A 16085-nucleotide genomic window follows, 5' to 3' on the forward strand; every position below is an offset into this window, starting at 1 on the left:
CGGTTGGTGATCTGAAACTCGTTGTGCTGTGACGGCCCCCGTGTTGTTGGCGGGGGCCGTTGTTTTGCGCGCCCGAGGTTAGGGGCACGGGGTGGGGGCTTAGGGGTTGGCCGTGCCGGAGGCGGCTAACTAGGGTCCGGGTGAGGAAATGGAGGATTTCCGCAGGGGGTTTCGGTCCCGGTATCGAGTGGGTTTGAGGCATTCATGTCGCAAGTGCGCGCCGAGGCCATCGCGGTGGTCGGGTTCTCCTGCCGTTTCCCCGGTGCCGCCGACCCCGGTGCCTATTGGCGGTTGCTGCGCGACGGCGTTGACGCGACGACCCCCGTGCCCGCGGACCGGTGGCGCCTGCCCGAGGTGCCGCGAGGCGGCTTCCTGGACCACGTCGACCAGTTCGACGCGGCGTTCTTCGGGATCTCCCCGCGCGAGGCGGCCGGGATGGACCCCCAGCAGCGGCTAGCCCTGGAGTTGGCGTGGGAAGCCGTCGAGGATGCCAGGCTGATTCCGCAGGCTTTACGCGGTAGCCGTACCGGCGTGTTCGTCGGAGCCATCTGGGACGACTACACGACCCTCTTGCGCCAAGACCACGCGACCGACCGTCACACGATGACCGGCACGCATCGCAGCATCATCGCCAACCGCGTCTCCTACCTGCTCGGACTGCGCGGACCCAGCCTCGCCGTGGACGCAGGCCAGTCGTCGTCTCTGGTGTCGGTACACCTAGCCTGCGAGAGCCTTCGGCGCGGCGAGACAGATCTAGCCATCGCAGGTGGGGTGAACCTCAACCTCGCGGAGGAGAGCACTGTAAGTGCCCTCCGATTCGGTGGCCTCTCACCAGACGGACGCTGCTACACCTTCGACGCCAGGGCCAACGGCTTCGCCCGAGGCGAAGGCGGCGGTCTGGTCGTTCTTAAGCCACTGCAGGCAGCGCTAGCAGACGGCGACAGAGTCCACGCGGTGATCCTGGGCAGCGCGGTCAACAACGACGGCGGGGGAGCCAGCCTCACCGCACCCAGCCGGTACGCCCAAGAGGACGTCCTCCGCGCCGCCCACACCGGCATCAACCCCGACGACGTCGGCTACATCGAGCTCCACGGCACCGGCACCCCGATGGGTGACCCGATCGAGGCGGCCGCCCTGGGCGCCGCGCTCGGTCAGGCCCGCTCGACCCCGTTGCCGGTCGGCTCGGTCAAGACGAACCTCGGGCACCTGGAAGGCGCGGCCGGGATCGCGGGTCTGATCAAGGTCGCGTTGGTCGTCGAACACGGCCTGGTTCCACCCACCCTCAATTTCGAGGCCCCGAACCCGCACATTCAGCTCGACGAGCTGAATGTGCGGGTGCAGACCGAACTCACCCCGTTGTCCGGGCCGGGAATTGTCGGCGTCAGCGCATTCGGCATGGGTGGAACGAACTGTCACATCGTTCTCGGCGCACCGGAAAAGTCCGCACTGGAAGAAGCTGCATCGGAAAAAGATGCGGCGGAATCAGCGCACTCTGGCCCGACCATCGCATTGGTCACCGGGCGGACCAAAGCGGCACTCCGGGAGCAGGCGAGGCGGCTGGCAGCGGTCGGCGGTTCGGCGCGGGACATCGCGCATTCGCTCGCCACCACCCGCACCGCTTTCGACCACCGCGCCACCGTCGTCGCCACCACGGCGGCCGACCTCCAGGCCGGGTTGGCCGCGGTCGCCCTCGGGTTGCCCGCCGCCGGGGTCGCCGAGGGCGCCCGGATCGACGGCAAGGTGGCGTTCCTGTTCTCCGGCCAGGGGTCCCAGTGGGCGGGCATGGCCGTCGACCTGCTCGACACCGACCCGGTCTTCGCCGCGAAGATCACCGACTGCGCCGCCGCCCTCGCGCCGCACGTCGACTGGTCACTGGTCGAGGTCCTGCGCGCGGGCGACCTGGACCGGGTCGACGTCGTGCAACCGGCCCTGTTCGCCGTCATGGTCGCGCTGGCGGCGGTGTGGCGGTCGCACGGGGTCGAGCCCGCCGCGGTGGTCGGGCACTCGCAGGGGGAGATCGCCGCCGCCCACGTCGCGGGCGCGTTGTCGCTGGCGGACGCGGCCAAGGTCGTGGCGCTGCGGGCCCGCGCGATCACGGCGCTGGCCGGGCGCGGCGGGATGTTGTCGGTGTCCGCCCCGGTCGCGGACGTGCGGGCGTGGTTGGCGGACTGGCCCTCGCTGTCGGTGGCCGCGGTCAACGGCCCGGCCGCCGCGGTGATCGCGGGTGACCCGGAAGCGCTTGACGGGTTCGCGGCTTCTGTTGCCGTTGACACCAAACGAATCCCGGTCGACTACGCATCCCACTCCGCGCACGTCGAGTCCATTCGCGACGAAATTCTCGCTGTTCTCGCTGATATCGAGCCGCGTGACGGCGATGTGCCGTTCCTGTCAACGGTGACCGGCGAGTGGTTTCCCGTTCTCGACGCTGACTACTGGTACCGCAACCTGCGCGGAACCGTCGAGTTCGCCGCCGCCACAGCCACGTTGGCCGAGGCCGGGTTCCGCTTCTTCGTCGAGTCGACACCGCACCCGGTACTGGCCGCCGCGGTTCGCGACACGCTATCCGAAGTGGACTCTGTTGTCGTCGGCTCGACGCGTCGTGACGAAGGCGGTCGGGAGCGGCTGCTGGCCAACCTGGCCGACCTGGTGGCGCACGGACTCGAGTACGTGCCACCGACCAGTTCCGTCGTGGACCTACCGACCTACGCCTTCCAGCGAGAGCGGCACTGGCGTCCGGGCAATGCGAAGGTCGAGCGACCCGACTCGCCGCACGCACAGGCTCTGGTCGACCCGCGGGGCACGCTGGACTTGGTCCTCGCGCACACCGCGGTCGTCGGCGGCTTCACCGGACCCATCGACCCGACACTGTCCTTCAAGGACCTCGGATTTGAGTCCCTGACAGCCGTTGAGCTGCGGGACAGGATCGCGGTGGCCGCGGGACTCCAGCTGCCGACCACGCTGATGTTCGACCACCCCACGCCCCGGGCGGTCGCGGACTACCTGCGTGATCAGCTCCTCGGCGGGGCGGCACCCGTGCGCCGACGAGCCGCGACGGCGTCCGACGAACCGGTGGCACTCGTGGCGATGGCGTGCCGGTTCCCGGGCGGCATCGACTCACCGGAAGCGTTGTGGCGGCTGGTGGTCGAGGGGGGCGAAGCGCTGGGGCCGCCACCGACCGATCGGGGGTGGGATCTCGACGGTTTGCCCGAGCGCGGCGGGTTCCTCGCCGACGCCGCGGGATTTGACGCCGCGCTGTTCGGGGTGTCGCCGCGCGAAGCCCTCGCGATGGACCCGCAACAACGGCACCTCCTGGAAGTCACCTGGGAGGCCGTCGAACGCCTCGGCGTCGACCCACAATCCCTGCGTGGCAGCCGAACCGGCGTGTTCGTCGGCGCGATGGCCCAGGACTACGGGCCCCGCATGCACGAGGCGACCGGCGAGACCGCCGGATACCTCCTCACTGGCAACACCGCGAGCGTCGCCTCCGGGCGGATCGCGTACACCTTCGGCTTCGAGGGCCCGGCGATCACCGTCGACACCGCGTGTTCGGGCGGGCTCGTCGCGCTTCACCTGGCAGCCCGGTCATTGCGGTCGGGGGAGTGCGACCTGGCGTTCGCGGGCGGCGTGACGGTGATGTCCACGCCCGGCATCTTCGCCGAGTTCACCCGCCAAGGCGGCCTGTCCGCCGACGGCAGGTGCAAGGCGTTCGGCGCGGGCGCGGACGGCACCGGCTGGTCCGAGGGCGTCGCGGTCGTCGCCGTGCGCCTGCTGTCCGACGCGCTGCGCGACGGCAACCAGGTCCTGGCCGTGGTGCGCGGCTCCGCCATCAACTCCGACGGCGCGTCCAACGGCTTGACCGCGCCGAACGGACCCGCGCAGCAACGGGTCATCCTCGACGCCCTCGACGCCGCAGGCCTTCGACCGTCCGATGTGGACCTCGTGGAGGGCCACGGAACCGGGACGACCCTGGGCGATCCGATCGAGGCGGGTGCCTTGCTGGCGACCTACGGCCAGGATCGCACGGCACCGGTGTCGCTCGGCTCGGTGAAGTCCAACATCGGCCACACCCAGGCTGCTGCGGGCCTCGCTGGCCTGATCAAACTGGTCCAGGCGCTGCGGCACGACACCGTGCCGCCGACCCTGCACGCCGCCGATCCGTCGCCACACGTTGACTGGTCCACCGGCGCTGTCGAGCTGGTGACCTCGGCGCGGCCGTGGGTTCGGGGCGAACGGCCCAGGCGCGCGGCGGTGTCGTCGTTCGGGATCAGCGGCACGAACGCGCACACGATCATCGAGGAACCGCCCGCAGGCAAGCCCGCTGGGGAGGCGCCGGAAGCTGGGTTCCCGGTGCTGTTGTCAGCACGGTCGCCGGAGGCACTGCGAGCGCAAGCGGCTCGACTGCTGGGCCTCGACGCCCCGGTCGGGGCCTTGGCCAAGGCATCGGCCACTACCCGGGCCGCGCTCGAACACCGGGCCGCCGTGCGCGCCCGTGACCACGAAGCGCTGCGAGCCGAGCTGGCAGACCTCGCCGCTGGGGGGAGCGCCGCGCTGGTCGGGCGAGCTGAGTCGTGCCGGGTGGCGTTCCTGTTCACCGGCCAGGGTGCGCAGCGCTCGGGGATGGGTCTGGACCTGCGGGTCTACCCGGCCTTCCGGTCGGCGTTCGACGAGATCCGCGACCGGCTGCCGTTCGACGACGACGCCATCGACCAGACCGTGCACGCCCAGGCGGGCCTCTTCGCCGTCGAGGTGGCGTTGTTCCGCCTCCTGGAGTCCTGGGATGTCCGACCGGACGCCGTCGTCGGTCACTCCATCGGCGAGGTGGCCGCCGCCCATGTCGCCGGGGTTCTCTCGCTGGCCGACGCCTGCACCCTCGTGGCCGCCCGGGGTCGTCTCATGCAGGCCCTCCCCAGCGGTGGCGCGATGCTCGCCATTGAGGCCGCCGAGGCCGATCTCGACCTGCCTGAGGGCCTCGACCTCGCTGCCGTGAACTCGGATCGTTCACTTGTAGTATCCGGGGATCGTAGGATTGTTGAACAGTTCAAACGTGGGATTGTTGAGCAGGGCCGCCGGGTCAAAGACCTGACCGTGTCGCACGCGTTCCACAGTCGCCTGATGGACCCGATGCTCGATGACTTCCTGCGGGTGGTTGCGGGACTGTCGTTCAACAATCCGACAATCCCCATGTTGAACAGTTCACCAGGTGACCCGGCGACGGCCGAGTACTGGGTGCGGCAGGTCCGCGAGACGGTCAGGTTCGCCGATGCCGTGGCTGGGCTCGCCGGGTCGGTGTTCGTCGAGGTCGGTCCGGACGCCGTGCTGTCGGCGCTGGTCGACAACGGGGTCCCGCTGGCGCGCAGGGGCCGACCCGGGCCGGACGCCCTTGCCGACGCGCTGGGCGCGCTCTGGGTCCGCGGTGTCAGCGTCGACTGGCACGCGGTCCACAGCGGGCCGGTCACGCGGGTCGATCTGCCGACCTACCCGTTCCAGCACGACCGGTTCTGGCCCACTGCGACCGGCTCTGGTCTGGCCGCCGCGGGCCTGTCACCGGCTGAGCACCCCCTGCTCGGCGCCGCTGTCACCCTCGACGACGGCATCGTGCTGACCGGAAGGCTCTCGCTCGCCACCCACCCCTGGCTCGCCGACCACGCGGTGCGCGGCACCGCCGTCCTCCCCGGCACCGCCTTCCTCGACCTCGCCCTGCACGCGGGCGCTGAGGTCGGCACACCAGCGCTCGCCGAGCTGACCCTGCTGGCACCACTCGTGTTCCCCACCGCGGAACCGGTTCGACTGCGGGTCACCGTGACCGGCACGACCGTCACCATCGACAGCCAGACCGGCGAGGAATGGACCTCTCACGCCGCGGGCGTCCTCACCGACTCCTTGGGCGACCCCTCGGCTGTCGTCCAGCCTGAGAGCGGGTCAACCCAACCCGGCTACGACGAGCTAGCCGCTCTCGGCCTCGACTACGGCCCGACATTCCAAGGACTCCAAGAAGTCTGGCGTGATGGCGATACCATCCACGCCCGCGTCGCGCTGGACGGGCCGCAAGCCGCCGTTCTGGACTCGGCCCTGCACGCGCTCGGTCCCGCGCTCGGCAGGGACGGCGCGGCACTGCTGCCCTTCGCCTGGTCCGGCGTCACCCGGCACCGCGCCGCCGCCACCCTGCTTGTGCGCCTCACCCGACGCGGCCCCGACGAGTACTCGCTGCACGCTGTAGACCAAACCGGCGCGCCTGCCCTGACCGTCGATTCCCTCACCTTCCGGCCTGTCTCTGCTTCCCAGCTAAGAGGAAACGGCGTCGCCTACGTCCTCGACTGGGAACCGGTCGCCGCCACCGTGCCCGTGGGAGAGGTCGCCGAGGTCGAGATCCCCGAAGGCGCACTCGCTGAACGGACATACGCAGCCACCCGGATCGCTCTGGGGCTGGTGCGGAACTGGCTGGACGAAGGCGCCGGACAACTCATCATCGCCACCCGGTCGGCAGTGTCCATTCAGGATGAGGGAGTCGATCCGGCCGCAGCTGCCGTCTGGGGATTGGTGCGTTCCGCGCAGACCGAACACCCCGGCCGGTTCGTCCTCCTCGACGGCGACATCCCAACCGCTTTGCCTGCGGGAGAATCGCAGATCGCGGTCCGGACAGGACGGACCCTGATTCCGCGACCGGTTCGACTCCCCACCGACGGCCAAGCCTCCTGGGCCGACACCGTTCTGATCACGGGCGGCACTGGCGGGCTTGGCGCGCTCGTGGCCCGTCATCTGCTCGACCAGGGAACCAGCGTCATCCTTGCCAGCCGCCGCGGTGCGGCGAGCCCAGGTGTCGGTCAACTGGTCGAGCTCGGCGCGACCATCGTCGAATGCGACGTCACCGACCGCGACGCGGTGGCCACCGTCCTCGCCGCCCACCCGGTCACGTCGATCATCCACGCCGCGGGAAACCTCGACGACGCCCCGGTTCACCTCCTCGACGCCGACCGGCTCGCAGCGGCCTTGAAGTCCAAAGTAGAGGGCGCCGTCAACCTGCACGAACTGGCGGACGACAGCACCGAACTCGTGCTGTTCTCCTCTGTCGCGGGCACACTCGGGACGGCGGGCCAGGCAGCGTACGCAGCCGCCAATGCCTTCCTGGATGGCCTCGCCATCCATCGCCGCGCCAACGGTCTGCCCGCCCGCTCCCTTGCGTGGGGGCACTGGGCGGAAGGCATGGGAGCCACGGTCAACCGCTCCCGCTTCGCTCACCTCGGCGGCACCCTCACCGCCGCTCAAGGCATGGCCTTGCTCGACCACGCTCCCAACTTGCCCCACCTCGTCGCGGTAGCGGCTCCACTGCGAGCCCCAGAGATCGCGCCCGCCGCGGTTGGCGACCTGGATACGCTGGTCTTGAGCAGCGTCGCCGCAGTGCTCGGCCACGCGTCGGCCGATCGCGTTGATGCGAACCGGACATTCAAAGACCTGGGCTTCGACTCGCTCACCGGTGTCGAGTTGCGCAACCGCGTCGCCGCCGCCACCGGGCTCACCTTGGCCGCCACGGTGGTGTTCTCACACCCGACACCGGCGGACCTCGCCGAGTTCGTGCGAACCCAGCTGGCCGACGAGAACAAGCGGTCCACGGTGCCGAGAGTGTCTAGGGCGTCCGGTGTGGCTGCTGTCGACGAGCCGATCGCGATCGTCGCGATGGCCTGTCGCTACCCGGGCGGCGTGGACAGCCCGGAGACGCTCTGGCAGATGGTCGCCGAGGGGCGTGACGGGATCAGCGAGTTCCCCACCGCCCGCGGGTGGGACCTCACCGGGCTCTACCACCCCGACCCGGAGAACCCCGGTACCACCTACACCCGCCACGGCGGCTTCCTGCACGACGCGCACCTCTTCGACGCCGAGTTCTTCGGCATCTCCGCCCGCGAAGCGCTGGCGATGGACCCGCAGCAGCGGATCATGCTGGAGTTGTCCTGGGAGACCTTCGAACGAGCGGGAATCGACCCGGCCTCGTTGCGTGGCAGCAAGACCGGGGTCTTCGCGGGCGTGATGTACCACGACTACGCCGTGGGCAACGTTCCATCTGATGTGGAGGGATATCTCGCCACCGGCGGCGCGGGCAGCGTGGTCTCCGGCCGCCTCGCCTACAACTACGGGTTCGAGGGGCCTGCCGTCACGGTCGACACGGCCTGTTCGTCGTCGTTGGTAGCCCTGCACTGGGCTGCGAAGGCGTTGCGGTCAGGGGAGTGCGACCTCGCACTTGTCGGCGGCGTTACGGTCATGTCGACGCCGACCGTGTTCGTTGACTTCAGTCGCCAGCGCGGTCTCGCGGCGGACGGCCGGTGCAAGTCGTTCGCCGCTGCCGCCGATGGCACGAGCTGGGCCGAAGGCGCCGGGATCCTGCTGGTTGAACGACTTTCCGATGCTCAGCGCAATGGTCACACCGTGCTGGCGGTAGTCCGTGGCACGGCTGTGAACTCCGATGGCGCTTCCAACGGACTCACCGCACCCAACGGCCTGGCGCAAGAGAGGGTGATCCGTGCTGCTCTGGCCGACGCTGGACTCACCGCGTCCGATGTGGACGCTGTCGAGGCGCACGGGACCGGCACAGCGCTCGGCGACCCCATCGAGGCGTCCGCCATTCTGGCCACCTACGGCCAAGAGCGCGCAGAGCCTCTGTGGCTGGGCTCTTTCAAGTCCAACGTCGGCCACACCCAGGCTGCGGCGGGCGTGGGCGGGATCATCAAGATGGTCCAAGCCATGCGCCACGGAACTCTCCCGCCAACCCTGCACGTCGACACCCCGTCCCCGCACGTCGAGTGGACCAGCGGCGCCGTCTCGCTGCTGACCTCGGCCCGCGACTGGCCAGCGGCCACGCGCCCCCGCCGCGCCGGGGTGTCGTCGTTCGGCATCAGCGGCACCAACGCCCACACCATCCTCGAACAGGCACCCGCCTCGCCCGACGCCGCGGTGGTCGACCGGAGTGATCACGACCTGCGGATTCCCCTGCTGGTCTCCGCCGCCACCGCGACCGGCTTGGCCGCCCAGGCGACCCGCCTGCTGGAGGTCGACGCCGACCTGGCCGACCTCGCCACGTCCCTGGCCGCCCGTCCGCCCCTGCCGCACCGCGCCGTTGTGTTCGGCCACGACGGGCTGGTCGACCTCGCCGCTGACCGGGTTTCGGGCGCGGTCGTGCGCGGAGAGGCGGCGGCGCACAAACTCGCGTTCCTGTTCACCGGGCAAGGCTCGCAGCGCGCGGGCATGGGACAGGAGCTGCGGAGGTTCCCCGCGTTCGCCGCGGCCTTCGACGAGATCCGAACCCGCGCCCCCTGGGACGACGACGCGATCGACCAGACCGGCAACGCCCAGGTCGCCCTGTTCGCCCTGGAAGTCGCCCTGTTCCGCCTCCTGGAGTCCTGGGGTGTCCATCCCGATTACCTGGTCGGTCACTCCATCGGCGAGGTGGCCGCCGCTCACGTCGCCGGGATCCTGTCCCTGGATGACGCCTGCACCTTGGTCTCTGCCCGTGCCCGTCTCATGCAGGCTCTCCCGGCCGGTGGCGCGATGCTGGCTGTCGAGGCGGCTGAGTCCGAGCTCGATCTTCCGGAGGGCCTCGACCTCGCTGCGGTGAATGGCGATCGTTCGATTGTCGTATCGGGGGATCGTAGGATTGTCGAGCTGTTCGAAAGTAGGATTGTTGAACAGAACCGCCGGGTGAAGCGGTTGACCGTGTCGCACGCGTTCCACAGCCGCCTGATGGACCCGATGTTGGACGAGTTCCGGGCAGTGGTGGCCGGGTTGTCGTTCAACGATCCGACGATCCCCCTGTTGACCACGTCAACAGGCGACCCGGTCACGGCTGAGTACTGGGTGCGGCAGGTCCGCGAGACGGTTCGGTTCGCCGGGGCCGTGCCGGACGGGGTGCGGTGCCTGGAGCTGGGGCCGGAACCGGTGCTGGCCGGGTTGGTCGAGGCCGGGACGTCGGTGCTGCGGTCGGGCGTGGACGAGCCGACGGCGGTTGTCCGGGCGTTGGCGACGTTGCACGTCGGCGGCACCGCGGTCGACTGGCGGGCCGTGCTCAAGCCGGTGGGCGGCAATCGGGTCGAGCTGCCCACGTACGCCTTCGAGCGCGAGCCGTTCTGGATAACCCCGTCCCACGGCGACCCCGTCGACAGCCGGTTCTGGACGGCGATCGAGCAGGAAGACATCTCCGCCGTCGCGTCCACGCTCCAGGTGTCCGGCGCCGAGCGGGACAGCCTCACCCAGCTGATGCCCGCCCTCGCGGCGTGGCGCCGATCGCACAGCCTCACGTCCAAAGTGGATGAATGGCGCTACCAGGTCGTCTGGGAGCCGCTCGACCTCCAGCCCGCCCAGCTGTCCGGTACCTGGTCGGTCGTCGGTCCTGACCCGCTCGCCATCGCGGAGGCCCTCCGCGGACTTGGCGTGACGATCCACGCGGACGCCACCAATGTCATCTCCACCGGAACCCTCGACGACGCGCTTCACCTCGTCCGCGACACCACCGCCCGCGTCTGGTGCGTCACCAGCGGAGCTGAGACCGACCCGGGCCAGGCTGCCATCTGGGGCTTCGGTCAGGTGGCCGCCCTCGAACACCCGGACCGCTGGGGTGGCCTGATCGACATCGCCGACCCGCTCACCCCGCGCACCGCGGGCCGCCTTGGCGCGATCCTCAGTGGACATGAGAACCAGGTCTCCCTGGGTCAGTCCGGTGCCCTCGTTCGACATCTGCGCCGCGCCACTTCCACTGCCTGGCAACAGGAGTGGCGCCCTCGCGGTCCCGTTCTGATCACCGGCGGTACCGGCGCCATCGGTGCTCACGTCGCCCGTTGGCTGGCCACTCGCGGCGCCACCCGTCTCATCCTCACCAGCCGCAGGGGGCTCACCGCCCCCGGTGCTCCCGAACTGGTCGCGGAACTGACTGCCCTCGGCACCGAGGCCGTCGTCATCCCCTGCGACACCAGCGACCGCGCTGCCGTCGCCGACCTGCTCGCCGCCCACCCCGTCACGGCCGTCTTCCACACCGCGGGCACCGTTGACGACGGCGTCATCGAGTCGCTCACCCCCGAGCGCTTCACCGGGCTCCTCAAGGCCAAAGTGGACTCCGCCGACCACCTCGACTCCCTCGCCGGAGACCTGGACGCCTTCGTCGTCTTCTCCTCCCTGGCAGGCGTGATCGGCAACCCTGGCCAGGCCAACTACGCCGCCGCCAACGCCGCCCTGGACGCCTTGGTCGCCCGCCGCCGCGCCCAGGGCCGCCCCGGCACCGCCGTCGCCTGGGGCCCCTGGGCCGACGCCGGGATGGCAGCGGGCCCCATCGCCGACCGCCTCCGCCGCACCGGCCTCAACCCCATGCCCCCCGCGGCCGCCCTGACCGCCCTGGCCCGGGCCCTGGACACCAACACCCCCCACACCGTCGTCGCCGACATCACGTGGTCCCGCTTCCCCGCCCGCCCCGGCCCCCTCCTGTCCGCCCTCCACACCACCACCGCCCCGGACGCACCTCCCGCGGACCTCGACACCCTCGTCCGCACCCACGCCACCGCCATCCTCGGCCGCCCCGCGCTCATCCCCGCCGACCGCGCCTTCCGCGACCTCGGCTTCGACTCCCTCACCGGCCTCGAACTCCGCAACGCCCTCGCCGCGGCCGTCAACAAGCCGCTACCCGCCAGTGTGGTCTTCGACTACCCCACCCCCGCCGCCGTGGCCGCCTACCTGCGGACCCTACTTATCCACAACCCCGCCCCCCATCCACAGCTTTCCGCCACCCCCCTCGCCGAGCCCCCCACCCCGGTAGACTGGAGCGGGGTGGCCCCCCAGGGTGGGTGGGGGCTGCCGCCGCGCGCGGGCGGGCGCGAGCCAGCGGATGGCGGGGGTGGCAAGTCGCCCGATGGGGTGGATGTTGGGGCCATCGCGATCGTGGGGATGGCCTGCCGGTTCCCAGGCGGGGTGCGGTCGCCGGAGGACCTGTGGGGGTTGGTCAGCCGCGGCGCGGACGCGGTGGGGGGATTCCCGGGGGACCGGGGGTGGGACCTCACGGGGGCGCCGGAGTTCGCGCGGGTCGGCGGGTTCCTCGACGACGTGGCCGGGTTCGACGCGGGGTTGTTCGGGATCTCGCCGCGCGAGGCGCTGGCGATGGACCCGCAGCAGCGGGTGTTGCTGGAGATCACCTGGGAGGTCTTCCAGAGAGCGGGGCTGAACCCGTTGGGGCTCAGGGGCTCCAGCGTCGGGGTGTTCGCGGGGACCAACGGGCAGGACTACGCGCGGCTCGCCGCCGGTGCCGGTGAAGGACTTGAGGGCCACCTGGCCATCGGGAGCGCGGCGGCGGTCCTTTCCGGGCGGGTCGCGTACGCGTTCGGGCTCGAAGGTCCCGCGCTCACAGTCGACACGGCCTGTTCGTCCAGTCTGGTCGCTCTGCACTTGGCGGTGCGCGCCCTGCGGGGAGGGGAGTGCGACATGGCACTCGCCAGCGGGGTGACGATCATGTCCACGCCGACCGCGTTCGTGGAGTTCGGGCACCAGAACGGGCTCGCCGCCGACGGCCGGTGCAAGGCCTTCGCCGCGTCCGCCGACGGGACCGGCTGGGGCGAGGGTGCCGGGGTGCTGTTGCTCATGCGGTACGAAGACGCCGTCGCCGCGAATCGGCCGGTGCTCGCCGTGGTCCGAGGCACAGCCGTGAACCAGGACGGCGCGTCGAACGGCCTCACCGCGCCCAACGGCCCGTCACAGCAACGCGTCATCCGGGCAGCACTGGCCGACGCCCGATTGAATCCGTCTGATGTGGACGCTGTTGAGGCCCACGGAACCGGGACCGCCCTGGGCGACCCGATCGAGGCCCAGGCCCTCATCGCCACCTACGGCCAAGACCGCGATAGGCCGCTCTGGTTGGGTTCCATCAAGTCCAACATCGGCCACACCCAGGCCGCCGCCGGGGTGGCGGGCGTGATCAAACTGGTCGAGGCCATGCGCCACGGCACCCTGCCCCGCACCCTCCACATCGACACCCCCACCCCCCACGTCGACTGGTCCGGTCCGCTGAGCGTCCTCACCGCCGACCAGCCCTGGCCCACCGGCCCGCGCCGCGCCGGCATTTCCGCCTTCGGCATCGGCGGCACCAACGCTCACGCCATCCTCGAACACGTTGACCCACCCCCATCCGACTCGGAAACCCCAGACGCCCTCCCGGCCTTCGCGACGTCTGAGCCGGAAGTCCCGACCGTGTGGGTTCTCTCTGCCCACACCCCGGAAGCGCTCCGCGCTCGCGCTGCTTCCCTCGCCGACCTCGACCTGCCCGCCACCGCCATCGCCCGTGCTCTCGCGGCGACCGACACCCGTCACCCCCACCGCGCCGCCATCGTTGTGGACGCCCACCTCCGCGACCGCCTGGCCGCGATCACCACCGCGCCCCTCACCGCGCACCGCGCGTTCCTGTTCACCGGCCAGGGCTCCCAATACGCCGCGATGGGTCAAGACCTCTACAACGCCTTCCCGGTGTTCGCCGACACCTTCGATGCGGTTCGCCTCCGCCTCCCCTTCGACGACAAGGCCATCGACCAAACCGGGAATGCCCAACCCGCCCTCTTCGCCCTCCAGGTAGCCCTCTTCCGCCTCCTGGAGTCCTGGGACGTCCACCCCGACTACCTGGTCGGCCACTCCATTGGCGAACTGGCCGCCGCCCACGTCGCCGGGATCCTGTCCCTGGATGACGCCTGCACCTTGGTCTCTGCCCGTGCCCGTCTCATGCAGGCTCTCCCGGCCGGTGGCGCGATGCTGGCTGTCGAGGCGGCTGAGTCCGAGCTCGATCTTCCGGAGGGCCTCGACCTCGCTGCGGTGAATGGCGATCGTTCGATTGTCGTATCGGGGGATCGTAGGATTGTCGAGCTGTTCGAAAGTAGGATTGTTGAACAGAACCGCCGGGTGAAGCGGTTGACCGTGTCGCACGCGTTCCACAGCCGCTTGATGGACCCGATGCTGGACGAGTTCCGGCGGGTAGTGGCGGGGCTGTCGTTCAACAATCCGACAATCCCCTTGTTGAACAGTTCAGCGGGTGATCCGGCGACGGCTGAGTACTGGGTGCGGCAGGTCCGCGAGACAGTCAGGTTTGCTGACGCTGTGGCGCGGGTGCCCGCCGATACGCGATTCCTGGAGCTCGGACCGGACGGGGTGCTGTCGGCCCTTGTCGCCGATGCGGCTCCGACTCTGCGGCGCAGTCACCCCGAGGTCGCCACGCTGCTGGCAGCTCTGGGGCATGACTACGTGCGCGGCGGAGCTCCACAATGGACGAAGATCCTCCCTGCGGGAACCGCCACCACCCTGCCCGCCTACCCCTTCCAGCACCAGCGCTTCTGGCCCAAGGCCAACCCTGCCGACAACTGGTGGTACCAGGTCGAGTGGTCGCCGATCACCACCCCCCAGAACCGACCCACCGGCACCTGGCTCCTGGTTGACCCCACCGACGACATCACCGCCGCGTTCGCCGACATCGACACGATCACCCGCACGAACATCACTCCTGGCGACCTCCACGCCATCGACGTCAGCGGGATCCTCGCCACCGCTCCCACGCCCGAAACCGTCCTCACTCTTCTCCAGAACGTCGACGCCCCCCTCTGGTGCGCGACTCGAGGCGCTGTCTCCACCGGCAAAGACGACCCCATCCGCGACCCCCGCCAGGCCGCCATCTGGGGACTGGGCCAAGTCGCCGCCCAAGAGCTCCCCAGGCGATGGGGCGGCCTCATCGACCTCGACGCCACTGTCGATCCCCACCAACTCCACGCCGCCCTCACCGGCGCCGAGGACCAGATCGCCCTACGCGACAACGGTTTCCTAGCCCGTAGACTCACCCGAACCCAGCCGTCCCCGACACGGACCTGGACCCCCACCGGCACCACCCTCGTCACCGGCGGCACCGGTGCCCTGGGCGGTCACGTGGCCCGCTGGCTGGCCGACCGAGGTGCCCCGCGTCTGCTCCTCACCAGCCGCCGAGGGCCCGGGGCCCCTGGCGCTGGTGCCCTGGTCGAGGACCTGCGCGCCCGCGGCGCCGAGGTCACCATCGCGGCCTGCGACGTCACCGACCGCGAAGCCCTCGCCGCGCTGCTCGTCGACCACGACATCACCGCCGCCTTCCACACCGCGGGCACGGCGGACGACGGCGTGATCGACACCCTCACCCCGGCCCGGTTCGACGCGGTCTGGCGCGGCAAGGCCGCCGCTGGTCACCTCCACGAACTGCTGCCCGACGCGCACCTCGTCCTGTTCTCGTCGTTCGCCGGTGTCGTAGGCAATCCCGGCCAGGCCAACTACGCCGCCGCCAACGCCTACCTCGACGCCCTCGCCGAACACCGCCGCGCACAAAGCAAATCCGCCACCGCGATCGCCTGGGGCCCATGGGCAGGCGCAGGCATGGGCGCCGAACACGCGGCAGCCGACCAACAGCACCGCACCGGCGTCACCGCGCTCGATCCGGCCGCCGCCATCGCCGCGCTGGCCAAGGCGCTCGACGCGGACCTCACCACGGTCGCCGTCGCCGCCATCGACTGGCCCCGCTTCACCTCCGGCCGCGGTGGCACCCTCTTCGCCGGTCTGGTCGAGGCCGCGCCCGCCACGACCGAACCCGATCTGCGTGCCGCGCTGGCCGAAACCCCGGTCGGCCGGCGCGGCGCGCTCCTGCTCGACCTGGTCAGCAGCCGCGCCGCCGCCGCGCTCGGGCACCGCGCAGGCGAGCTGATCGACCCGCGCCGCCCGTTCCGCGACCTCGGGTTCGACTCGCTCACCGCGGTCGACCTGCGCAACCGGCTCGACGCGGCCACCGGGCTCGCGCTGCCCACCGGCATCGTGTTCGACCACCCGACCCCCGAGGCGCTGGCCGCGCACCTGCTCGACGAGCTCACCGCCGACCCCGGTTCGCCCGCGGTCGCCGAACTCGACAAGTTCGAGGCCGCGCTGGCCGAGTTGCCGCCGACCGACGCCGAGGCGAGCGCGATCACCGCCCGGTTGCGCGGCCTGCTCGCCCGGCTCGAACCGGCCACCCCGAACGGGTCCGACGACTTGACCGGGTCCGACGACCTGGCCGACGCCTCGGCCGACGAGCTGTTCGA

The 16085-nt window shown here is 70.8% G+C and carries 1 pseudogene; it reads left to right on the top strand.

From position 1 onward, the window contains the following. Positions 1–204: 204 nt before the first annotated feature. Positions 205–15975, top strand: a pseudogene (locus LV75_RS06095) (SDR family NAD(P)-dependent oxidoreductase); the annotation flags it as partial. Between the last annotated feature and the right edge of the window lie 110 nt (positions 15976–16085).

It is taken from the genome of Actinokineospora diospyrosa (assembly GCF_024171925.1).
Classification (GTDB): domain Bacteria; phylum Actinomycetota; class Actinomycetes; order Mycobacteriales; family Pseudonocardiaceae; genus Actinokineospora; species Actinokineospora diospyrosa.